Source organism: Paenibacillus chitinolyticus (assembly GCF_045038035.1).
In the GTDB taxonomy this organism is placed as follows: domain Bacteria; phylum Bacillota; class Bacilli; order Paenibacillales; family NBRC-103111; genus Paenibacillus_F; species Paenibacillus_F chitinolyticus_A.
Window position 1 is genome coordinate 5,060,038 of the sequence record NZ_CP173427.1, and the last position, 22,497, is coordinate 5,082,534.

Genomic DNA, 22,497 nt, shown 5'->3' on the forward strand with positions numbered 1-22,497 from the left:
GTTCCCTAGAATCCCATCCAGTCCGGCAGAGGCGGAAGAGAGCCCCTCAGCACTTGGACGAACAGCACATACACACCGACGGAGAAGATCGCGGATATGAGGATGGACTTTACCCACTTCCCCCGCTCCATGGTTTGAAAGCCCGTAAGCAGAAATGCAAAGGTTGTAATCACGTATCCCAGCGGTTCGAGCAGCAGACAATAAGCCGCCGCCGCCGTCAGGATAATGAAGAACCGTTTATAATCAAGCCGCGTTTTCTCGCTTTTCTCTTCCTTGTAACGCAGAGTCTCCGTCAGCAGCCGGATGCTCAGCAGAACGAGAATCACGCCGAGTCCGAGCGGAAACAGGTTGGAGCCGACGGCGCTTCCGTATGCGCTATCCAGAATGGTCGTGCTCTGCCAGGCAAATACCGCTCCGATCAGCAGAAAGACGATTCCGGCATAGCGGTCAAACGTTTTATTCATGCGTGAAACCCTCCCTACGGCAGCGTTTTAACTTATTTGGCCATTCCCAGCGCCGTCAGCATTTCCTTCACGAGCGTTTCCTGTTTACCCAGGAAGGCCACGAAATCGGCACTGTTCAAATACTCGCTTTCCCATCCGTTAGCCTGGAGTTCTTTCTTCCATAGGTCGGATTCGCTCAGCGCCTTCAGCTTGGCGTCCCAGTATGTCCGGGCGTCCGCCGACATTTCCTTCGGTCCGAACACGCCCCGCCATATGTTGAACTCCGCGTCGATTCCCTGCTCTTTCATCGTCGGCACGTCTTTCAGATCGCCCCCGAGACGTTTAGGAGCCGATATCGCCAGCACCTTAACCTTGCCCGCTTTGACATATTCGCCTACACTGGAGGCATCCGTCGCGATAACGTCCGCATTGCCGCCCAGAAGAGCCGTCATTGCCTGGCCGCCTCCGTCGTACGAAATGTATTTGACCTTCTTCGGATCGATGCCCGATTTAAAAGCGGGCAGAACCGCAACGAGGTGATCCATGGAACCGGGAGCCGATCCGCCCGCGACGATGACTTTTTCGGGATCGGATTTAAGGGCATCCATAACACTCTTCAGATCGGCATATTTGGAGTTCGCCGCAACCACGATCGCCCCGTAATCTTTCGTAAGTTGGGCAAGCGGAGTCGTGTCCTTGTACCCGTATGCGCTGCTGCCATCCTTCTTCAAATTGTTGATCAGGATCGGTGGAGAGGATACGAACAGCCGGTAATCGTTTTTCTTATCCTGCGTCGCGTACTGCGCCATAAACACGACCCCGCCGCCGCCCGGCTTGTTCTCCACGGTCATGGGCTGATCCACAAGCTTCGCTTCGCCAAGCACCTTGGTCAAGGAACGGGCCGTTTTATCCCAGCCGCCCCCTGCGCCCGACGGAGCCACAACGATAAGCGGCTTTTCCGGGTATTTGGATGCGGCCGCCCCGCCGGTACCCCCGGCAGTTTGGCTCCCGCCGCAGCCAGACAGACTCAACGCCAGAATGCCGGCCAAAGCGGCGGCTCCTATCTTTTTCCCCCTGAACAGGCCATTTTTCCATGTCATAAAAAGGATCCCCCTTAAAATCTTCAATTTATGATAGCGCTTTCTTTTTGGAACAGTCTCATCTTAACATCCTGTTCAGGCCGTTCCTAGATTACGGAGATAAGATCAATAAAGGGAGTTTTGCTCATTTTGTTCATAAAAATTACGAAGGCCTCACGCCTTTTCGGTAATAGCTTCCACCAAGAGAAAAGGCTCCGCTTCCCGCCTTACCTTCCCTCCGGCCTTGCCAGGTCCCGCAAAAAAAAGCCCCGGTACTCAACCGGGACTTTTTCATTTCTTTACGTTTTTTGTTCAATCCTGTCTAAAACCGTTCTTCAAACACATCGGCATATTTCTCCGCGCTCCACAAAGCCTCAAGCTCTTCCGGCTTGTGCATCTCAATCTGAACAAGCCATCCCGAACCGTAGGGAAAACGGTTAATATAATGGGAGTTCTTGATCAACTCCCGGTTAATGGCTACAATCGTTCCGGACAACGGCATAAACACATCCGCTTCCGCCGTAACGGACTCCATTGTTCCCAGAAGATCGCCCGCCTGCAGCTCCTCCCCTTCCTCCGGAAGCTCTGCAAACACAATCATTCCGATCTCCATTTGAGCGTAATCCGTCAATCCGATGGCAGCCCGGCTTCCGTCTACCCGGACCCACTCGTGATTCGGGGTATACAGCAGTTCCTGCGGGATATCCATCCTGCTCCTCCTTTCTTTGCCGAAAGGTTAAATCTTTCTCACTAGCATACACCAATCCGGACGAGAATCGTACTGCTTCCTGTCAGCCGCGCGGTCTCCCCTTCTTTTCCCTCTATCTGAAAATCGGAGTCGATATCGGCTTCCTCCGTTCACTTGCTGCGCCCGCCGACCTTCCGACAATCCTTCTACGTAACAAAAGCTCCCCGCCCGCCGCCGTTAAGCGGAAAGCGAGGAGCTCCTATAATCAGTCCGTCAACTTACTTTACGGACAGGTTTTTGTCGCCAGGTTTCCAGTTCATCGGGCACAGGCCGCCGGACTGAAGAGCTTGCAGGACGCGAAGAGTTTCTTCTACGCTGCGACCAACGTCGTTGTGGTTAACGACTTGGTATTTCAGTTCGCCTTCCGGATCGATGATGAACAGGCCGCGCAGAGCTACGCCTTCTTCTTCGATCAGGACGCCGTAGTCGCGAGCTACGGATTTCGTCAAGTCAGCCGCCAGCGGGAAGTTCAACTTGCCCAGGCCGTTGTCCTCACGAGCGGTATTGATCCATGCACGGTGAGAGTGCTTGCTGTCCACGGAAACACCGAGGATTTCGGTTTTCAGATCCTTGAAAGTGGAAGCAGCTTCACTAAGTGCCGTAATTTCAGTCGGGCATACGAAAGTGAAATCAAGAGGATAGAAGAAAAGTACCAACCATTTGCCTTTGTAATCGGAAAGAGATGCCGTACCGAAATCCGTTCCGTCTCCAAGTGCGGTTTCCATAGTGAAATCCGGAGCCGGTCTTCCTACCAAACGTTCTGCCATGTCAAAAATTCCTCCTTTAATCTTTTCCTTGTCGAATAATAAAATGGTATCATCCGCCCAAAAGAAAGTCAAGATTATAGACTCTATTAAATAATAATTATTATAAAACTATGACCAAAGTGAGAACATTTGCTGCCATTACGGCCTTCGGCTTCTTAATTTTTGTTCGCTAACGCGACGGTTTTCAACGAATCTCTACCTATTATAATAGTGCGCATTTTATACGGCCCCGGACTTCATCTTTTCTTCACAAAAGAAAACACGCAGAAAGCAACTTCTCTTCTGCGTGTCGGTATCAAGAGGCATTTTTTTATTTACGGATAGCCGCGACGATCAGGTCGCCCATTTCTTTAGTGCCGATCGCTTTCGATTTATCGACCGCGATATCGCCCGTGCGGTGACCCGCGTCGAGCACTTCCTTGACGGCACGCTCGATGGCGTCCGCCGCATCGTGGTAGCCGAACGTCAGGCGGAACATAAGCGCCACCGAGAGGATTGTCGCGATCGGGTTGGAGATCCCTTGACCGGCGATATCCGGTGCGGAGCCGTGTACCGGCTCGTACAGGCCGAAGCTGCCTTCGCCCAGCGATGCGGACGACAGCATGCCGATCGATCCGGTCAGCATCGCCGCTTCGTCGCTCAGAATGTCTCCGAACATGTTCTCGGTGACGATGACGTCGAAGCTGGAAGGGCGGCGCAGAAGCTGCATCGCGCAGTTGTCGACGAGCACGTGCTCAAGCTCGACATCCGGGTAATCCGCCGAAATGCGGATGACCGTCTCTCTCCACAAGCGGGAAGTCTCCAGGACGTTCGCCTTGTCGACCGAGGCCAGCTTCTTGCTGCGCGTGCGGGCGATTTCGAATGCCTGGCGTGCGATGCGTTCCACTTCGCTTACGTTGTAAGCGCAGGTATCGACCGCTTCTTGTCCGTTCTCTGTCTCGCGGCGGAATTTCTCGCCGAAGTAAATGCCTCCCGTCAGCTCGCGAACCACGATAAGATCCGTTCCGTCAAGCACTTCCGGCTTGAGAGTGGACGCGTCCTTCAGGCAGTCGAACACGACAGCCGGGCGGATGTTCGAGAACAAGCCGAGCGCTTTGCGGATACCGAGGAGGCCCGTTTCCGGACGAAGCTCCTTCGGATTGTTGTCCCACTTCGGACCGCCTACGGCTCCGAGCAGCACCGCGTCGGCGCGCTGGCACAGTTCCAGCGTTTCCTGCGGCAGCGGCGTGCCTTTCTCGTCGATGGCGATGCCGCCGAACAAGCCGTGCTCCGTCTCAAAGCGATGACCGAAAAGCTCCTCGGTTTTCTTGAGAACTTTCTCCGCTTCCGCAACGACTTCCGGGCCGATTCCATCCCCCGCGATGACGGCGATTTTTTTCACGTCTGACATGTTCGTTCACTCCTTTGGATTGTCCGTAGCTGACAGGGCCGTGCTAATCCGATCCCTACTGCATCTCTACTTTCAGTTTTAACACATTTAGTAACGGATGACTAAGATATAAAAGCTATCAGTTTCATAGGAAAAACCTATAAAACATATTCAGGGTATACCTCCACCCTCTCCTCACTCCAACACACCGCCGTCTCTTTCACCTTTCCTGCCCGCCTTAACGATACAAAAAAAGACCCTGCACCGGTCTTATCTGATTCAAACGTTCAGACATAACCCGGCAGGATCTCTTATAACTCTTCAAAAATTACACTTTCGGCGCAGCCGCCAGCAGAGGCTGCAGAACAGCGTCCAGGCGTTCGAGGCCCAGCCTGATCTCCGCTTCTCCGGCATGCGTATAATTCAGGCGCATGGTGTTTCGCTCCGGCTCGTCGGCGAAGAAAGAAACGCCGGGCACGAAGGCCACTCCCTGCTGAACGGCGGCCGCCAGCAGCACCTGCGTGTCAATGTGCGCCGGAAGTTCCAGCCACAGGAACATGCCTCCCTGCGGATTGTTCCAGTGGACGCCCGGCCAGTTCTTCTCCTGAAGCACCTGTACCATCGTGCGCATCCGCTTTTCGTACTCGACCGAAATCAGCCCGATATGGGCATCCATGTCGAACTGCTCCATCAGCTGGTACAGCGTCATCTGATCGAGGGTGCTCGAGTGCAGATCCGCCGCCTGCTTGGCCTGGGCCATGCTGCGGATAACGGCGCGGTCGCCCATGACCCAACCGGTGCGCAGTGCGGGCGCCACGATTTTGGAGAACGTGCTCGTGTACACGACGCAGCTTCCCTCGGGATGCTGATCGAGCGAGAAGATGGACGGCATGATTTCGGTCGCGCCGAATTTCAGCTCGCCGTACGGATCATCCTCAAGGATGAGCACATCGTTCTGACGGCAGGCCGCCAGAAGGCCTTTGCGGCGCTCCAGACTCCACACGCGGCCGGCCGGGTTGGAGAAGCTCGGATTCACATACACCATCTTCGGCCGGTGCTGCTTGATTTGGACGGCGAGATCCTCGAGGTCCATTCCGTGGCGGTCGCTCCGGACCGACACGATTTTGGCGCCGCGCGCCTGGAATACCTGAATGGCCGCGAGGTAGGTCGGACGCTCGACCAGAATGACGTCGCCTTCGTCGATATAGACGCGGGTAAGCAGATCAATCGCCTGCTGGGAGCCTGTCGTCAGCAGCATGTCGTCCGGCGTAACCCGCATGCCCTTCGTAGCCATGCGGTTGCAGATGCTCTGGCGCAGCGGAGTGTAGCCTTCCGTCAGCCCGTACTGCAAAGCGGACTTGCCGCCCTCCATGACTCTTCCGATCGCTTCTTTGACCGCTTCTACCGGAAAAAATTCCTCAGCCGGAAGACCCCCGGCAAAAGAAATGATGGACTTGCCCTGCGTTAGCTTGAGAATTTCACGTACAGCGGAGGAGGAAAAAGCCTCCAAAGTTTTTGAGAACCGATAATTCATGGTGCCGCCCCTTTCGTGTTAACAAAACACCTCACTTCCGCGCCGGGCGGGAGTGAGGTGCTGCGTATTAAATCAACGTGACATTGCTGCGTTTGGCAGTCGGCGTTTTGCGCTTTTCGATCAGACGGTTCAAGGCATCGATATAGGCTTTGGCACTTGCCTCCAGAATATCCGTGGAAATTCCGCGGCCCTGCACGGAAACGCCCTTTTGGCCCAAAATGACATGAACTTCGCCGAGAGCGTCCTTGCCGTAGGAAACCGATTTGATCGTGTAATCCTCCAGCTCCACTTCCTCGCCGGTCGTTTTATCGATTGCGTTGTAGATGGCATCTACGGAACCGTTGCCGTCTGCCGATTCTTCCAGCACTTTGCCGTCCTCGGCATGGATACGCACCGCAGCGTTCGGAACGGCTTGGTTGCTGTAAGATACCTGCAGGGAATCCAGCACATATACTTCCGGCGTGCTGACCAGCTTCTCTTCGAGAAGAGCGCGGATGTCGTCATCCAGCACGTTCTTCTTCTTGTCGGCCAGATCCTTGAATTTAGCGAACGCCGCGTTCACCTGTTCGTCGCTGAGGTCGTACCCCATATCGACGAGCTTCTCGCGGAACGCGTGGCGGCCGGAATGCTTGCCGAGTACGAGCTTGCTTTCCTTGAGACCGATCGTCTCCGGGGACATGATCTCGTACGTCGTTTTCTCCTTCAGCATGCCATCCTGGTGGATACCCGATTCATGCGCGAAGGCATTGGCGCCGACGATCGCTTTGTTGCCCGGCACATCCATTCCCGTCAATTTGCTGACGAGACGGCTAGTGCGGTAAATTTCGGAAAGCACCAGGGATGTCTTCGCCTGGAAGAACTCCTGGCGCGTTTCCAGCGCCATGGCGACTTCCTCGATCGACGTATTGCCGGCACGCTCGCCGATTCCGTTGATGGTGCCTTCGATTTGATCGGCACCGTTCAGAATCGCCGACAGCGCATTGGCCGTAGCCATACCGAGATCATCGTGGCAGTGGGCGCTGAGCTGGATTTTCTCAATGCCCGGCACGTTTTCTTTCAGCGTTTTGAAAATGTTCCCGAACTCGCTCGGATTCAGAAATCCGACCGTATCCGGAATATTCACCACGGTAGCGCCTGCGCGGATCGCCATCTCGGTTACTTCGCAAAGGAAATCGAGTTCGGTCCGTCCGGCGTCTTCCGGGGAAAATTCGATTTTATCGAAATATTTCTTCGCATAGCGGATAGCGGCTTCGGCCGTCTCCAGCACCTGCTGCTTCTCCATCCGCAGCTTATGCTTGCGGTGAATCGGCGAAGTCGCCAGAAACAGATGCAGGCAAGGATCCTGAGCATGCCTCAGCGCTTCTCGCGCCGCGTCGATATCCTGTTCCCGCGAGCGGGAAAGACCGATAATCGTTGCGTTTCTCACTGCGCGGGCAACGGAAGCGACTCCTTCCAAATCTCCCGGAGAAGCGGCCGGAAACCCGGCCTCGATCCGGTCAACGCCCAGCTTCTCAAGCTGAAGCGCAATTTCGACCTTCTCCTGCATGTTGAGATTGACCCCCGGTGACTGTTCTCCGTCCCGGAGCGTCGTATCAAACACATAGATTTTTCTCACTTGCGTTCACCTCCTGAAGCTTGAGTTTTGGCTATCTATTCGGGCTCAGCTTACTTCTTGATCCAGTGCATCAGTTCACGCAGCTGGGAACCGACTTGCTCCAGCGGGTGCTCGGCTTCGTTCTTGCGTGTCGCGTTCATGAACGCGTTGTTGGATTGGTTTTCAAGGATGAAGTCGCGTGCGAATTTACCTTGCTGGATATCCGTGAGCACGTCTTTCATCGCTTTTTTCGTTTCAGCCGTGATGATGCGAGGGCCCGTTACATAGTCGCCGTACTCCGCCGTGTTGGAGATGGAGCTGCGCATGGAAGCCAGACCGCCTTCGTACATCATGTCAACGATCAGCTTCAGTTCGTGCAGGCACTCGAAGTAAGCCATTTCAGGCGCATAGCCCGCTTCAACGAGTGTTTCAAAACCGGCTTTAACGAGCGCGCTTGCACCGCCGCAAAGAACGGCTTGCTCACCGAACAGATCCGTCTCGGTTTCTTCTTTGAAGGACGTCTCGATAACTCCCGCGCGCGTACAGCCGATCCCTTTGGCATAAGCGAGACCGATTTGCTTCGCGTTGCCGGTTGCGTCCTGCTCGATCGCGATCAGGCCGGGAACGCCGAAACCTTCCACATACGTGCGGCGAACCATGTGGCCCGGGGATTTTGGCGCTACGAGGAATACGTCTGCGTCGGCAGGCGCTTTAATTTGTCCGAAGTGAATATTGAAGCCGTGGGAGAACATGAGGGCTACGCCTTTTTTCATGTTCGGCTCGATCGCTTCTTTGTAAACGCGTGCTTGCGTTTCGTCCGGCATAAGGATTTGGATCACGTCCGCGCGTGCAGCCGCTTCTTCAACCGTGAATACTTCAAAGCCGTCGTTTTGTGCGGTGTTCCAGGATTTACCCGGGCGAAGACCGATGATTACATTCAGTCCGCTGTCGCGAAGGTTTTGCGCTTGAGCGTGACCTTGGGAACCGTAACCTACGATTGCGATCGTTTTACCTTGAAGGGATGCGAAGTCTGCGTCTTTTTCATAGTACATAGTAGCTGCCATTGGATAATATCCTCCTTAAATTAAATAACCGTGTATGATTTCCCCATTGAATGGGCCTTTCAGCTTTCAACCGTCAATGAATTACTGATTTGCAGCAGCAAAGAGTTAAGGGCTGAAAGTCCCATTCAAGGGGACTTAGCCGACGAATCGGCGTTTCTGATTTCCGTAAAGAACGAAGTAACGAAGGGATAAGGTTAAAAAGTCCGTCGGTATCCGGCCGCTTTACTTAATAGCGCCCCGGATCATCGCCGTAACGCCCGTTCTGGAAAGCTCGCGTATTCCGTAAGGACGGAGCAGCTCGATCATCGCGTCGATTTTCTCGGAATCGCCGATGGTCTGGACAATCAGGGAGCTTGGTCCGATATCGACTACGGCGGCCCGGAACGTGTCCACGATGCCGAGAATCTCAGGGCGCTGGGCGGGCTCGGAATTAACCTTGATTAAAGCCAGCTCCCGGGCTACCATCGGATTTTTGCTGAGATCAATCACTTTGATCACATCGATCAATTTGTATAACTGCTTCGAAATCTGCTCCAGCGTATTGTCGTCCCCTTCGGTGACGATCACCATCCGGGAGAGCCCGGCTTCTTCGGACTCTCCCACCGTGATGCTTTCGATGTTATATCCTCTGCGGCCGAACAAGCCGGATACCCGCTGGAGGACGCCGGGCTGATTGTTAACCAGAATAGATATGGTATGCTTCGTGATCATATTAATCGTCCTCCCCCATCAACATCTCGCTGATCGTGCTGCCTTGCGTTACCATCGGGAACACATTCTCGTGCTTGGCAACCACGAAATCGATTAGAACCGGCCCCGGAGTATCCAGAGCTTCCTGCCAAGCCCGCTCAGCTTCCTCTTTGTTCGTGGCCCGCAGACCTTTAACGCCGTAGGCTTCCGCCAGTTTGACAAAGTCCGGGCTTCCCGCGAGATCGATATGGCTGTACCGGTTGTCGTAAATAATTTCCTGCCACTGCCGGACCATGCCGAGCACCTGGTTATTGATGACAACGATTTTGACCGGAATGTTGTTGATGGCGCAGATGGCAAGTTCCTGGGAACACATCTGCATGCCGCCGTCCCCGTTGATCGAGACGACCAGCTTATCCGGATTGCCCATTTGCGCTCCGATGGCGGAAGGAAAACCGAATCCCATCGTGCCCAGGCCGCCCGAGGAAATCCAGGAGCGCGGATGCTGGAATTTATAGTACTGGGCTACCCACATCTGGTGCTGGCCGACATCCGTCGTCACGATCGCTTCGCCTTTGGTCGTTTCGTTGATCATCTCGATCACGTACTGCGGCTTCAACACCGTCTCGGAGTCTTTATACTTCAGCGGGAAGTTCCTCTTATTCTCCTGAAGCTGCGCAATCCAGTTTTCCGATTTGGCCGGCTTCGCTTTCGTGTTGGCGTATTCCAGCACGGAGCGGATATCGCCGACAACCGGAATGTCCGTCTTCACGTTCTTGCCGATTTCGGCGGGGTCGATGTCGATGTGGGCGATTATTTTCGCTTTCGGCGCGAAGCCGTCCAGCTTCATCGTCACCCGGTCGTCGAAGCGGGAGCCAATCGAGATCAGCAGATCCGCATTCTGGATCGCCTGGTTTGCCGTGTACGTGCCGTGCATGCCCGGCATTCCGACCCACAATTCGTGAGCGCTTGGGAATCCGCCAAGACCGAGAAGCGTCGTCGTGACCGGAATCCGTGTCTTGTCGATAAACTCCAGCAGTTCTTTGGATGCGTTGGAGTAAACGACTCCTCCGCCGGCGATGATAAGCGGCTGCTCCGCCTCTTCGATCGCCTTGATCAGCTTCTCTACCTGCAGCTTGTTCGGATGAACCGTCGGGTTGTATCCGCGGATGTTAACTTCGCTTGCCGGGTGGAACATGGCCGTCTGTGCCGATACGTCCTTCGGAATATCGATCAGCACCGGGCCTTTGCGTCCCGTATTTGCAATGAAGAAGGCCTCGTGAATGATCCGCGGCAGGTCGTTCACATCGCGTACCAGGTAGCTGTGCTTCGTAATCGGCATCGTGATTCCCGTGATATCCGCTTCCTGGAAGGCATCCGTACCAATCGCCGTCGTCGCTACGTTGCCGGTGATGACGACGAGCGGTACGGAGTCCATGAACGCCGTTGCGATTCCGGTTACCAGATTGGTTGCCCCCGGACCCGAAGTCGCGATGCAAACCCCCACGTTGCCAGTCGATCTTGCATAACCGTCCGCCGCGTGAATCGCGCCTTGCTCGTGCCGCGTCAGCAGGTGGTTAAAATCGGAGAATCCATGCATAGCGTCGTAAATATAAAGTACCGAGCCTCCGGGATAACCGAAGACGCATTCCACACCCTCGAGCACCAGGCTCCGCAGCAAGATTTCCGAACCGTTAATCAGTTCCGGCTTGCGCATCGCTTCCATCAATTCCTCTTTAGACCTTTTGGCTGTCCCCACATTCATGAGAATCCTCCTCTCGTTTCGTTTCCATTTTTTTGAAAATCAACGCATGGCAGCATGCAAAAAACCCCAATCCTCCCGGCGCCGGAATTCCGGCGTCATACGGGACGAAAGGGGTTTGAATTCTTCCGTGGTACCACCCTAGTTTGTCGTGCGCCTCGCGGCACAGGACCTTAACAGGTTACATTATGTCAGACATAATGCACACTTGGCACGGTAACGTGTGCCGCTCCGATTCTCCCTAATCACCAAGCGTTAAGGCTTAACCAGCCCGCTTGCTTTTCAGGAAAACAGCTCCGAGGTGAGCTCGTACAAAGGGATTATGGCGATGGTTTCAGCGTTTCCGATCGCTCTCTGAGCATAAGGGCCCTTATAACTTCGTCCTCTTCATAGCCGATTTCTGATGAGTCTTACAATTTAGAATATTGATTTAGAGATAATTATATGCACGCCGCTCTCTATAGTCAACAACTTTTCTTTAAAATAATTGTAAGCCCGTTTTACAAGCTCTGACAAAAAAAGAATCGCCATGCGCAGTTATCACGCATGACGATTCGGAAAACGCCGGTTTAGGCGTTCACTTTTTGCTTTGCAGCCGTTGCCAGATCAGCGAAGCCTTTAGCGTCGTTGACAGCCAGATCAGCCAGGATTTTACGGTTAACTTCGATGCCGGCCAGTTTCAGACCATGCATCAGTTTGCTGTAGCTAAGTCCGTTTACGCGAGCAGCCGCGTTAATACGCACGATCCACAGTCTGCGGAAATCGCGTTTTTTCGTACGACGGTCACGGTATGCGTAAAGCAGGGATTTCATTACCTGCTCATTGGCCGTTTTAAACAGACGGTGTTTGGAACCGAAATAACCTTTTGCGAGTTTCAGAACTTTTTTATGACGACGACGGGATGTGAATCCGCCCTTGACTCTTGCCATAATGATGACCTCCTAAACGATTTTGGGTAATGGAAACGAAGTGATTACTTAATTTGTGCAAGACCTTGCTTCAGGCGTCTAACATCGCCAGGAGCCATAACCGGGTTTGTAGCGAGTACGCGCTTTTGACGGCCGGATTTGCCGCTGAGCAGGTGATTTCTGTAAGCTTTGTATCTTTTCACTTTACCGGTACCGGTAATTTTAAAACGGCCTTTCAAGCTGCTGTGGGTTTTCATCTTAGGCATCTGGAAGTCCTCCTCAAATAAAATTCATAGGCAGGGCGCGTTTACACGCGCCCAGAAATTTAGGATGTTGCTTTCGGTGTCAAGATCATGATCATGCTGCGTCCTTCAAGCTTAGGAGCGCGCTCCATGCTGGAGATCTCCTCGGTTTCGGTTGCAAGACGCTGCAGTACTTTTCTTCCGTTCTCGGCGTGAGCAATCTCACGGCCGCGGAAACGGACGGAAGCTTTCACTTTGTCACCGTCGTTCAAAAATTTAACCGCATTGCGCAGCTTCGTTTGGAAATCATGTTCGTCGATCGTAGCGCTCAACCGAATTTCTTTGATGTCCACGATTTTCTGGTTCTTGCGGGCTTCTTTTTCTTTCTTCTGCATCTCGTAACGGTATTTCCCATAGTCCATGATGCGGCATACCGGCGGTTTAGCCGTTGGCGCTACGTTCACCAGATCCAAGTTGGCGTCAACCGCCATTTGGAGCGCTTCACGAATCGGTTTAATGCCGAGCTGTTCGCTGTCGGGCCCGATCAAACGGACTTCTTTCGCGCGAATCTCATCGTTAACCATGTGATCTTTACTAATATTCTCCACCTCCAACCATTGTTTCCAAGCTTGTTGCAAGGATATAAAAAAGGGGATGCAGGCTAACAGCCCACATCCCCACGGTTTGTTTGTTCATGCAAAAACAAAACGTTGACGTTATTTCATCGTAACCAGCCGACGGAATCGGTCAGGTGAGAAGCGGGCGCCTCTTCTTTCAAAAATATGCAGTTGTGCAATCACTCGTACTACTATACCACTCCGCAGAAGACAAGTCAACTTTATTCTGCTCAGATCCCCGTAAGTTTAGCTGACCTGCTTGCTCTGCACTTCTTCCAGGCGGATAACACGCGTATGCTTCGTATGACTCCACTGCTTGTTATTCTGCGTGAAGAACGCGTATACGGTAATCGGCCACCAGGACAGCATGAAGATCGGATAAGCGATCAGGTACTTGTATGTCTTGCCGGACGCCTTCTCGATAAACAGCGAGATCGGCAGCATCACATAAATCGAGATGGCCAGGACGTTGACAATCGGAGCCAATTCGTACAAATTCATGTCCGTTCCGCCCGGCACGATGGCTTTGATCCAGATCGCCACGCTCAGGATGGAACCGAAGAAATAGTTATATACGTTAGCCGAATAGAAAGCGGCGTCGATTTTGGTCCAGCTGCGCTCTTTTAGTCCCTGCCACAGAAGCGGGAACAGATAGCGGCGGCAGACGTCGAAGTGTCCCTGCATCCAGCGCAGGCGCTGTTTGACGGACGCTCTGAACGTCAGCGGCTTCTCGTCGTAGACTTTCGCGTAGTAATTCATCGTCGGCTTAACGCCGAGCTTTACGCAGCGCATCGAGAACTCAAGGTCCTCGACGAGGCTCGTCGCGCCCCAGCCGATCTGCTTCAGCAGGTTCGACTCAAAGCACATGCCTGTACCGCCAAGATAGTTGGCGAGGCCCAGATTCGTACGCGGAACCTGCCAGAAGCGGTTCGCGAAATAATACGAGATGGCGTAGGAAGCCGTAACCCAGGAATCGTTCGGATTCTTGGTGTCCAGATAAGCTTGGATGACTTGGGAGCCGCTGCAAAGGTCGTCGTTCATATGACGCAGATAGTCGTGGCCGACGAGGTTGTCGGCGTCGAACATCACGACGGCGTCATACTGGCGCGGACGCTTCCACAGCTCTTTGAGCATCCATTCGATGGCGTACCCTTTGCCCCGCAGATTCGGGTTGTTGCGCTCGCACGCATACAGTCCGTGGCTGCGCACAATATCGGCGGTGCTGTCCGTACAGTTGTCGCAAATGACGAAAACATCGTACAGCTCTTTCGGATAGTCGAGCTGCTTCAGGTTTTCGAGCAAGGCTCCTACTACTTCTTCTTCGTTATGCGCCGCTACCAGAACTGCGAATGATTTCTGCGGCGGATGCTGCGTTTTCTTTTTCGGACGCTTCCAGCCAAAGAATGTTAGAAACAACTGATAAGCCCCGAATAACACCAATACAATTTGCAAGACCAGCAAAATTGTATCCAGCATCGTAAACCCCCCTTTTAATGTTCACAACAAAGTCTGTTTTTATATTTATCGCTTTGTATGTAACCCATTTTGTTCCATTTGAAGCCATTGTAATCATTTTTTTGTAGAAGCCAATGCAATCGTTCTTGATTGTGACGGGTTTCCAAGCTTTTGTCAAAACCCTATTAATGGACTATTTGGTCGGTTCGAACATTTTAGCGCGAAAAGACCCCAGTAAAGTAATCGGCGCTCGTTCTCGTGTGCGATTGCGGCTTCTTCCCCCGGTTTTCTACTTTTTTGTGACTTTGGCCTCTGTAAAACTCCAAGTTTGCGGGCCTTTTTTTGGTTTTAATTTTCGGCGGACGAGGCCGTCTGCTCCATTATAATCGAGCCGCAGGGCCAAAACAACTTGGACGGTCTGTCCCGGCTCGGCGCTTATTTCACAATGCCTGCCGCTCTTCCGACTCCGCCGCCGGCGTCTCCGGCAACCTCCCTATAGCTTTCGTAGAGGGTTGCGAAAATTGAGTCCCAACTCCTGGTAAGCGCGTGCGACCGGCCCTCAAGCGCCAGTTTTCGACGCAGTTCGGGGGCTTCGTAAAGCATTTGCACCGCCGCGGCCAAAGCGGACGCATCGTCAGGCGGACAAAGCAGGCCGGTATACCCATGCCTGACGTTATCCGCCACTCCGCCGGCGTTCACGCCGACGACGGCCGTTCCGGACGCCATCGCCTCCAGCACCACGTTGCCGAACGTTTCCGAGGCGGACGGGAACACGAATACGTCGGCGGCCGCGTAGAGCTCCGCCAGCTCCCTGCCCTCCACGAAGCCGCAGAAGCGGACGTCCGGGTACGGGGCCAGCCGCTTCTCCAGCTCCCCCCGCATGGGACCGTCTCCCGCAAGGATCAGCGCGCACTTCGCGCGGAAAGCTTCGGGCAGATTGGCGAAGGCGCGCACCAGCGCATCCAAACCTTTTTCGGGCGCGAGACGTCCTACATAGAGTAATACGAATTTGGCGGGCAAAAGGTTGTGCTTATGCAAAACTTTTCGCCTGTCCGTATGAGGGCGGAATTCGACCGTATCGATGCCCCGCCCCCATAATTCGATACCCTTCAGCCCTTTTGTATGGAGTATTTCACCGGTCGAAGGCGAGGGTACATATATTTTTACACAGTTTTGGTGAAACCAAAGCAGATATTTCCAGAGCATCGGTTCCATCCATTGGAGGCGGTAATGCGCCAAATACTGGTCGAAATGCGTGTGATAGGAGGCGACCAGGGGGATGCGGTGCTTTTTCCCGTAGTGGAGGCCCGTCAGGCCGAGGTTAAACGGCGTCGCCAGATGGATGAGGGTCGGGCGGAATTCCTTGAGCATCCTGCCGACCAGCAGGGGATTGGGTATCGCCATTCTGCAATCCGGATACAATGAGAAAGGAATACTGAAAAATCGTTCCACGCTCCGGATGCCCGAGGTTCCGGCCTCCCCGGCCGCAGGCGCAAATACGCGGCACACCGCCCCACGGGATTCCAGGTAGCGGACCCAGCGTCCCAGCGTTTTGGCGACCCCGTTGACATCGGGAAGAAACGTATCCGTAAACAACGCGACTCTCATAAGACAGCCCTCCGTTTCCACAGCTCGGATGCCCCCCGGAAACTGCAGTCCGCTGCGCTCCGAGGAGTTTCTCTTCTCGATTGTATAGGGCGTTTGTTAACGAGAAAGCTTTGAAAAGTCATAACCCGGTTAATAACTTGTAAATATCCGGTCGCGGCCCCGTTGATACTGCGCTAACAAAATGCTTTTATACTGAAGGTGTCCGAGGGAATTCCTCGTCAAAATAAGAAACGAAGAAAATCCATGAAAAATTAAACCTTTCTTAAGAATTAGCACTCGTTCTCGTTAAGAATTAACAGGTACACTACGGTTGTTAGCCATCAGGGAGGGAGGCATCATCATGAGCAAAGTCGTTCATTGGATGCACCGGCACGAAACACGCATGTTTCTCTATGTCAACCAGCGGTTCCGGCACACCATACTGGATGGTATCCTCGGGACGCTTACTCATCTCGGGGGAGCGACTGCCACCATTGCGATCACGCTGCTCCTGTCCCTATTCGGAAAAGGAGTCTGGCAAATCGCCGGCATTCAGGCGCTCGCCGCCCTTGCGATAAGCCATATTCCGGTCGCCATCGTCAAAAAACTGTATCCTCGCAGACGCCCGTATCTGGTTGTGCCCAATACGAGAACCGGCCGAAATCCGCTGCAGGACCACAGCTTTCCGTCCGGTCATACGACCGCCATCTTCTCTGTGATCGTCCCGTTCGCGGCCCATATGCCCGTTCTAGGTTTCGTCCTCATTCCGCTCGCCCTGCTGGTCGCTCTGTCCCGCATGTATCTTGGGCTTCATTATCCCAGCGATTGCCTGGCCGGCGCGGTAATCGGCTCGGGAGCGGCTGCTGCCTCCGTTGCGCTGTGGCCTTAAATTGAGTATGGTAATAGGATGGAAATTCGTGGATAAGAAGGAAAGGTGAATAGACTTGCGCAAAAAAAGAGTACTGCTGTTATCCGAAGGCTTCGGTGCCGGACATACCCAGGCCGCTTACGCCCTTTCCGAAAATATGCGGCAGCTGTATCCAGGCATCCAGACGCGCGTTCTGGAACTCGGCGCTTTCCTTCACCCAACGTTAGCCAGATGGATTTTTTCCGCCTATCGCAAAACGCTTCATTCCCAGCCGAAATTATACGGAAAGCTTTATCGCTTCCAATACAAAAAATCATTGAACCCCATCACGCAAATGGCGCTTCACCGGATCTTCTACGCCCAGACGGCCCAGATCATCACCCAACTGCGTCCGGACGCTATCGTCTGCACGCACCCGTTCCCGAGCATCGTCGTATCCCGTCTGAAACGGGCCGGACTGTCCGTGCCTTTATGCACGGTCATAACGGATTATGATGTGCACGGCACCTGGATTTCGCCGGAAGTCAACAAATATCTCGTGTCTTCCGACAAAGTCAAAACCAAGCTGCTCCACCGCGGAGTAGCCGAAGACAAAATCGAAATCACCGGCATTCCGGTGCATCCCGGTTTCCGCCAGCCTCAAGACAAGACGGAAATACGCCGCCGGTTCGAGCTGGCCTCCATTCCTACGGTGCTCGTCATGGGAGGGGGCTGGGGACTCATCGGGGGCGATACCGTTCTTGACGAGATGCTCCGCTGGCGCGACCGGGTCCAGCTTATTTTCTGCTTCGGCAGCAATCAGAAGGCACTGGCGAAATGCCAGGAGGACCCGCGGTTTCTTCATCCTCACGTGAAGCTGCTCGGCTTTACGAACGAAGTCGACAAGCTGATGGAAGTCTCGGATTTGCTGGTGACCAAGCCGGGCGGAATGACCTGCACGGAAGGCCTGGCCAAAGGCATTCCGATGCTCTTCCACAAGCCTATCCCGGGACAGGAAGAGGAGAATCTGCTGTTCTTCACGGAAAACGGCTTCGGGGAATCCATTTTGTCGGAAGAAACCATCCGCTTGTGGTTCAAAGGATTATCGGAACGCGGAAACGAAATGCGGCGGATGCGGGAAGATATCCGGGAAAGCTGCCGCAATATGTTCCAAACGGACTACTCTCAAGTCATCATGACGCTTATACACAAAGAAGAACAGCAGTCCGTTTAGGACTGCTGTTCTTCTTTTAGGCGTTCGACGTGTTCGGCAAGAGCCCGGGACCCGAGCACCACTTCCACACGGTGTATATTCATGCCCTGCTTGGCAAATTTCGTTTCGTATTCCGTCATGACGTGATCCGGATTAAACCCTTCTTCGAAACCGCCGTGCAGATCGAGGGAGATGTTCCGCATTCTCAGATCCAGATCCGCAAAAGAATTCAACGAGAATTCGAACAAGGATCTGGAGTCCGTTTTGAAGTGAATTTCGCCGCGCTCGTTAAGCGCGTGTTTGTATTTATGGACGAAGACGGCATGGGTCAGGCGGCGTCTGGCATGCTTCTTCTTGGGCCACGGATCGCTGAAATTCAAATAAATCCGCTCCAGTTCATTCTCGTCGAAAACTTCTTCCAGACGTTCGATATTGAACAGAGCCAGCCGGATGTTCTCCAACGATACATCCACGGCCGATTCCTCGATGCCGTGCGCGATCCGGACCTTCTCGCTCGCTCTGCGGATCAGTTCATCGTACATATCTACCCCGATGAAATTAATCCCGGGATTGCGCCGGCTCATTTCACTGATGAACTGGCCTTTCCCCATCCCGAGCTCCACATGAATCGGATTGCCGTTCCCGAACACTTCCGCCCACTTTCCTTTATATAAAGCCGGTTCCAGAACAATGAGATCGCGCTGCTTCTCGATTGCTTCCCGGATGCCTTTTCTTCCTCTTAAACGCATTGCTTACCTCCCCTAATCCTTATCCGGTCACCTGCAGCCATTCCCTGTGGGATCACGGAAACATGCTTCAAATAATAGACGATTCCCCCGGAAAATGCAAAGGAAAATAAGCATCCGGCAAGCCCCGGAAACGTTAAAAATCAACGCCCTATCCGGTCAAAAGCTCAGCGGTTAATCAAAACGGCATCCAATTGACGGCGTACTTTGCGGCGCGCTTCGGCCGCGGCCCGGGCGTCGTAAGCAAAATTTGCGGTTCCCGCCAGGATCATGGCTTCTTTCGGGGTAAGCTCAAGCGTGATTCGAGTCGTTTCCCGGGCGTCGCCGCTGCGGGTCAGAGTCAGCATTTCTTTTCACCTCCCTGTCAGCGAATTAACAATTCCGTTTCAAAAACGGGAAAGGACATCTCCAAAAGAGATGCCCTTCTGCTTCCCGTGGATTAACGGTTGTGGATTTCGTTCTCTCTTTTGTTGCGTCCGCCCAAACCGGCCAGACCGACGAGGCCGAGAAGACCGAGCCAGCCCCAGTTCGTATCGTTGCGGGTCGTTCCGTACGTACGGTAAGTGGACGTGTCGTAAGCACCACGGTTGTTGGTGCCCGTCGTGCTCATACGGTCCATCATACGGTTGCCGTTGGTACCGACCGTACCGGTCGTCCCGTACGTGCCTGTGTTACCGTTGTAGCCCGTACCGTAGGTATTCACGCCGCTGGTTGTGCCTGTCGCTGCGCCTGTCGCCGCACCCGTTGCCGCGCCGTTTACGGCACCGGTAACGGCACCGGTCACACCGCCGGTTACAGCGCCTACCGTACCTGTTACGGCGTTACGGCCCGTGTTGTATGCGCGGTTCAACTGATCCGGAGCTGTGGCGTGCGGGTTCGTACCGTTCATGGTTGTCCCCGGAGTCGTCGTGCCGGTCGCCGTCGTGTTGGTCGTTCCCGTTGTCGAACCTGTTGCCATCGTGCTGGCGTGCGCGGCACCCACCGTAAGCATAGAAGTCAGGGCAACAGCAAGCGTAGCATAACGAAGCTTTTTCATGGACAGTCCCCTTTCAAAGCAGTTGTTTTATTGCTCCCTTAGGATGTCCGGCCCGGGTTGCTTTAAACGGGGTACATACTGGCAGAGGAAGGGGTGCATTCCCTTTTGTTTTGGGCTACAATAGGAAAAGTCAGATTGAAAAAGGAGTACTGAAACCTCATGAACGCAATTACAACCGAGCCTCTCCTGTGGGGGGATAAACGGTTTCATACATGGAATTACGAGATGCGCCGCCAGTTCGGCGAGAAGGTATTTAAAGTCATGCTGGACGCGGGTTTCACATGCCCGAACAGGGACGGCAAAATCGCTACCGGAGGCTGCACGTTCTGCAGCGCAAGAGGGTCCGGCGACTTTGCGGGGAGACGCCGCGACGACCTGGTGACGCAGTTTAACACGATCCGGGACCGCCAGCATCAGAAATGGCCGGATGCGAAGTACATCGGCTATTTTCAGGCCTACACCAACACTTACGCGCCCGTGGACGAGCTGCGGGAGTATTATGAAGTCATTCTACAGCAGCCCGGCGTTGTAGGGCTCTCCATCGCCACGCGGCCGGACTGTCTGCCCGACGATGTCGTGGAATATTTGGCCGAGCTTAATGAGCGCACCTACCTGTGGGTGGAGATGGGCCTTCAGACCATTCACGAAAGCACGTCGACCCTCATTAACCGGGCCCATGACACGCAGTGCTATACGGAAGCGGTCGCCAAGCTGAGAAAACACAACATCCGCACGTGTGCGCATATTATTTACGGACTGCCTCAAGAAACCGATGAGATGATGATCGAAACCGGAAAAGCCGTCGCCGCCATGGATGTGCAGGGCATCAAAATCCATCTGCTCCACCTGATGCGCAAAACGCCGATGGTGAAGCAGTACGAAGCGGGCCTTCTGCGCTTCCTGGAGCAGGACGAATACATCAAGCTCATCGTCGATACGCTCGAGCTGCTCCCGCCGGAAATGATCGTTCACCGGCTGACCGGCGATGCGCCCCGCGACCTGCTCATCGGCCCCATGTGGAGCCTGAAGAAATGGGAAGTGCTGAACGCGATCGACGCCGAGCTCAAACGCCGGGATACTTGGCAGGGGAAGCTCTGGACGCCCGCAGCCCCCGCCGGACCGGTATAAGCGGAGGCCGCCATGGGATTTCTCTCCATTCTGAGCTGCGCGCATAAATGGATCGAGGAACGTGTCCGCCCCGGGGATACGGTGATAGATGCCACCGTAGGCAACGGAGTGGACACCCTCTTCCTCGCCAGGCTCGTCGGCCGCGGCGGCCGCGTGTACGGCTTCGATATCCAGCCGCAGGCGCTGGATACGGCCCGTACGCGGCTGGAACGCGAGCTGGACGGCTCCGGCGGCGCGCAGCGGGTCACGCTTCTGCTGCGCAGCCATGCCGACATGGCGGACGCGGTCCCGGACGACTGCCCGGGACGGACGGCCGCCGTCATGTTCAACCTCGGGTATCTGCCCGGCGCAGATCCCGGGGTTATTACCGTGCCGGCTTCCACGCTGCCCGCGCTGGAAGCCGCGCTCCTTCTTCTGCGCGAAGGCGGCATCCTCACCATCGCCCTGTATCCGGGCCACGATGGCGGGGCTTCCGAGGCGCAGGCGGTCGAAAGCTGGGCCGCCGCGCTTCCCCAGGAGAAGTGGAGCGTGCTCTGCTACCGGTTTATCAACAGTGCGGCACGGTCGCCTTACTTGATTGGTATAGAGAAAAAGAAACCGAGAGGAGTACTGAAATGAAACCTTACCCGATTCATTTTCAACCCGATTTTAAACACCGTGTATGGGGCGGCCGCGCCCTGGAGGAATTCGGCTACGAGATTCCCGAAGGCCATGTCGGCGAAGGCTGGATGATCGCGGATCATGCGAACGGCACCTCTACCGTTACAAATGGAGAGCTGAAAGGCCTCGGTCTGGACGAAGTCCGGGAAAAGCTGGGCGCCGAATGGTTCGGTACGAAAGGCGCTTCCGCCGGAAACGGACGTTTTCCTCTGCTCGTCAAGCTGCTTGACTGCAACGACGACCTGTCCGTTCAGGTACACCCCGGCAATGACTATGAGAACCTCGCGCAGGGCGAGCTTGGAAAGACCGAGATGTGGTACGTGCTGGACGCCAGGCCCGGAGCCAAGATCATCTACGGGCTGAAGGACGGGATCACGCGTTCCGAATTCGAAGCGGCCGTCCGGGAAGACCGCATTCTGGACACCATGATGTCCGTGGAGGCGGAGAAGGGCGACAGCTTTTATATTCCTTCGGGTACGGTTCATGCGCTGGGCTCCGGCGTGCTGGTAGCGGAAATCCAGCAAAACTCGGATACGACTTACCGGCTGTACGACTATAACCGCCCCGGACTCGACGGCAAGCCGCGGGAGCTTCATATCGAAGACTCCCTGAACGTCATCGCCTTCGGAAAGGCCGGCGCCACTTTCATGAAAACGATGAACGCCGCGCCGAACGAATGGCTGGAGCTGGCCGCTTCCCCTTATTTTGTGGTGGAAAAAGGCGTCGTAACCGCTCCTTGGAACCTGTCCACAACGCCGGAAAGCTTCACGCTGCTGATCGCCTGCGAAGGCAGCGGCTCCCTGGAATGGGCGGACGGCTCCCTGGCGATGAAACCGGGCGACTGCTTCCTGCTCCCGGCCACGCTGGGCGGGTACACGCTAAGCGGCAGCCAGACGGTGCTGCGTTCTTATCTGCCTTAGGCCCCAGGCGTCAGGCTCTTAGCCTGTAGATAAGCCCCTGCGGCCAACATAAAAAAGCCTTCTTCCCTCCGTGCCGGAGCACGAAAGG

23 protein-coding genes are annotated in these 22,497 nt (G+C 54.6%); 5 read left to right on the forward strand and 18 right to left on the reverse strand.

From position 1 onward, the window contains the following. Window positions 1-5 precede the first annotated feature (5 nt). From ACI48J_RS22750 to ACI48J_RS22820, 15 genes are all read right to left on the reverse strand, one after another. Complete coding sequence (locus ACI48J_RS22750) at window positions 6-464, reverse strand: tripartite tricarboxylate transporter TctB family protein (protein ID WP_326053940.1); 459 nt, start codon at window positions 462-464, stop codon at window positions 6-8. A gap of 32 nt (window positions 465-496) precedes the next feature. Further along, window positions 497-1,543 carry a tripartite tricarboxylate transporter substrate binding protein gene (locus tag ACI48J_RS22755; RefSeq protein ID WP_405080354.1) on the reverse strand — a complete coding sequence of 349 codons (1,047 nt, stop codon included), beginning with the start codon at window positions 1,541-1,543 and terminating at the stop codon, window positions 497-499. Window positions 1,544-1,844: 301 nt separating this feature from the next. Then, window positions 1,845-2,231, reverse strand: coding sequence for a glycine cleavage system protein GcvH (gene gcvH, locus ACI48J_RS22760; RefSeq protein ID WP_405080355.1), 387 nt, complete (start codon window positions 2,229-2,231; stop codon window positions 1,845-1,847). 257 nt (window positions 2,232-2,488) lie between these two features. Continuing rightward, complete coding sequence (locus ACI48J_RS22765; RefSeq protein WP_103994370.1) at window positions 2,489-3,037, reverse strand: peroxiredoxin; 549 nt, start codon at window positions 3,035-3,037, stop codon at window positions 2,489-2,491. Between the two features lie 310 nt (window positions 3,038-3,347). Beyond that, on the reverse strand, window positions 3,348-4,427 hold the full coding sequence (gene leuB, locus ACI48J_RS22770; protein ID WP_405080356.1) for a 3-isopropylmalate dehydrogenase: 1,080 nt from the start codon (window positions 4,425-4,427) through the stop codon (window positions 3,348-3,350). A gap of 307 nt (window positions 4,428-4,734) precedes the next feature. After that, a complete protein-coding gene (locus tag ACI48J_RS22775; protein WP_405080357.1) occupies window positions 4,735-5,940 on the reverse strand; it encodes a PLP-dependent aminotransferase family protein in 1,206 nt (401 codons plus the stop codon). 67 nt (window positions 5,941-6,007) lie between these two features. Beyond that, window positions 6,008-7,555, reverse strand: a complete 1,548-nt coding sequence (locus ACI48J_RS22780) for a 2-isopropylmalate synthase (RefSeq protein WP_405080358.1) — start codon at window positions 7,553-7,555, stop codon at window positions 6,008-6,010. A 50-nt stretch (window positions 7,556-7,605) separates the two neighbouring features. Then, window positions 7,606-8,598 (reverse strand): ketol-acid reductoisomerase, encoded by a 993-nt coding sequence (ilvC, locus tag ACI48J_RS22785; RefSeq protein WP_326053956.1) that lies wholly within the window; start codon window positions 8,596-8,598, stop codon window positions 7,606-7,608. Window positions 8,599-8,820: 222 nt separating this feature from the next. After that, window positions 8,821-9,309 carry an acetolactate synthase small subunit gene (gene ilvN, locus ACI48J_RS22790; protein WP_009672217.1) on the reverse strand — a complete coding sequence of 163 codons (489 nt, stop codon included), beginning with the start codon at window positions 9,307-9,309 and terminating at the stop codon, window positions 8,821-8,823. A gap of 1 nt (window position 9,310) precedes the next feature. Continuing rightward, window positions 9,311-11,053, reverse strand: a complete 1,743-nt coding sequence (gene ilvB, locus ACI48J_RS22795; RefSeq protein WP_405080359.1) for a biosynthetic-type acetolactate synthase large subunit — start codon at window positions 11,051-11,053, stop codon at window positions 9,311-9,313. 566 nt (window positions 11,054-11,619) lie between these two features. Further along, window positions 11,620-11,979: a 50S ribosomal protein L20 gene (gene rplT / locus ACI48J_RS22800; protein WP_009672035.1), complete on the reverse strand. Its 360-nt coding sequence runs from the start codon at window positions 11,977-11,979 to the stop codon at window positions 11,620-11,622. 44 nt (window positions 11,980-12,023) lie between these two features. Further along, the gene (gene rpmI, locus ACI48J_RS22805) at window positions 12,024-12,224 is read right to left on the reverse strand and encodes a 50S ribosomal protein L35 (protein WP_009672104.1); all 201 of its coding nucleotides are present in this window, start codon (window positions 12,222-12,224) and stop codon (window positions 12,024-12,026) included. A 59-nt stretch (window positions 12,225-12,283) separates the two neighbouring features. Beyond that, a complete protein-coding gene (gene infC / locus ACI48J_RS22810) occupies window positions 12,284-12,784 on the reverse strand; it encodes a translation initiation factor IF-3 (RefSeq protein ID WP_326053987.1) in 501 nt (166 codons plus the stop codon). Window positions 12,785-13,063: 279 nt separating this feature from the next. Continuing rightward, the gene (locus tag ACI48J_RS22815; protein ID WP_009672028.1) at window positions 13,064-14,293 is read right to left on the reverse strand and encodes a glycosyltransferase family 2 protein; all 1,230 of its coding nucleotides are present in this window, start codon (window positions 14,291-14,293) and stop codon (window positions 13,064-13,066) included. A 414-nt stretch (window positions 14,294-14,707) separates the two neighbouring features. Continuing rightward, window positions 14,708-15,880: a glycosyltransferase family 4 protein gene (locus ACI48J_RS22820; RefSeq protein ID WP_405080360.1), complete on the reverse strand. Its 1,173-nt coding sequence runs from the start codon at window positions 15,878-15,880 to the stop codon at window positions 14,708-14,710. Between the two features lie 340 nt (window positions 15,881-16,220). Here ACI48J_RS22820 and ACI48J_RS22825 point away from each other — a divergent pair, with 340 nt between their 5' ends. Then, entirely contained in the window at window positions 16,221-16,748 is a 528-nt protein-coding gene (locus ACI48J_RS22825; RefSeq protein ID WP_009672199.1) for a phosphatase PAP2 family protein, read from the forward strand. A gap of 55 nt (window positions 16,749-16,803) precedes the next feature. After that, a complete protein-coding gene (locus ACI48J_RS22830; protein ID WP_326053967.1) occupies window positions 16,804-17,940 on the forward strand; it encodes an MGDG synthase family glycosyltransferase in 1,137 nt (378 codons plus the stop codon). On the opposite strand, the gene trmB is transcribed toward ACI48J_RS22830, so the two are convergent. The 3 genes from trmB to ACI48J_RS22845 form a co-directional block, all read right to left on the reverse strand. After that, complete coding sequence (gene trmB, locus ACI48J_RS22835) at window positions 17,937-18,668, reverse strand: tRNA (guanosine(46)-N7)-methyltransferase TrmB (RefSeq protein ID WP_405080361.1); 732 nt, start codon at window positions 18,666-18,668, stop codon at window positions 17,937-17,939. The genes ACI48J_RS22830 and trmB overlap by 4 nt on opposite strands. Before the next feature lie 164 nt (window positions 18,669-18,832). Then, on the reverse strand, window positions 18,833-19,012 hold the full coding sequence (locus tag ACI48J_RS22840) for a hypothetical protein (RefSeq protein WP_405080362.1): 180 nt from the start codon (window positions 19,010-19,012) through the stop codon (window positions 18,833-18,835). 92 nt (window positions 19,013-19,104) lie between these two features. Continuing rightward, window positions 19,105-19,701, reverse strand: a complete 597-nt coding sequence (locus ACI48J_RS22845; protein ID WP_405080363.1) for a WGxxGxxG-CTERM domain-containing protein — start codon at window positions 19,699-19,701, stop codon at window positions 19,105-19,107. A 159-nt stretch (window positions 19,702-19,860) separates the two neighbouring features. Here ACI48J_RS22845 and ACI48J_RS22850 point away from each other — a divergent pair, with 159 nt between their 5' ends. From ACI48J_RS22850 to ACI48J_RS22860, 3 genes are read left to right on the forward strand one after another with little or no spacing between them, the layout of a single operon-like run. Next, entirely contained in the window at window positions 19,861-20,829 is a 969-nt protein-coding gene (locus ACI48J_RS22850; RefSeq protein WP_326053975.1) for a TIGR01212 family radical SAM protein, read from the forward strand. A gap of 12 nt (window positions 20,830-20,841) precedes the next feature. Further along, complete coding sequence (locus ACI48J_RS22855) at window positions 20,842-21,447, forward strand: class I SAM-dependent methyltransferase (protein WP_326053977.1); 606 nt, start codon at window positions 20,842-20,844, stop codon at window positions 21,445-21,447. Further along, window positions 21,444-22,409, forward strand: a complete 966-nt coding sequence (locus ACI48J_RS22860; RefSeq protein WP_405080364.1) for a type I phosphomannose isomerase catalytic subunit — start codon at window positions 21,444-21,446, stop codon at window positions 22,407-22,409. The genes ACI48J_RS22855 and ACI48J_RS22860 overlap by 4 nt, the downstream gene beginning before the upstream one ends. Window positions 22,410-22,497: the final 88 nt, after the last annotated feature.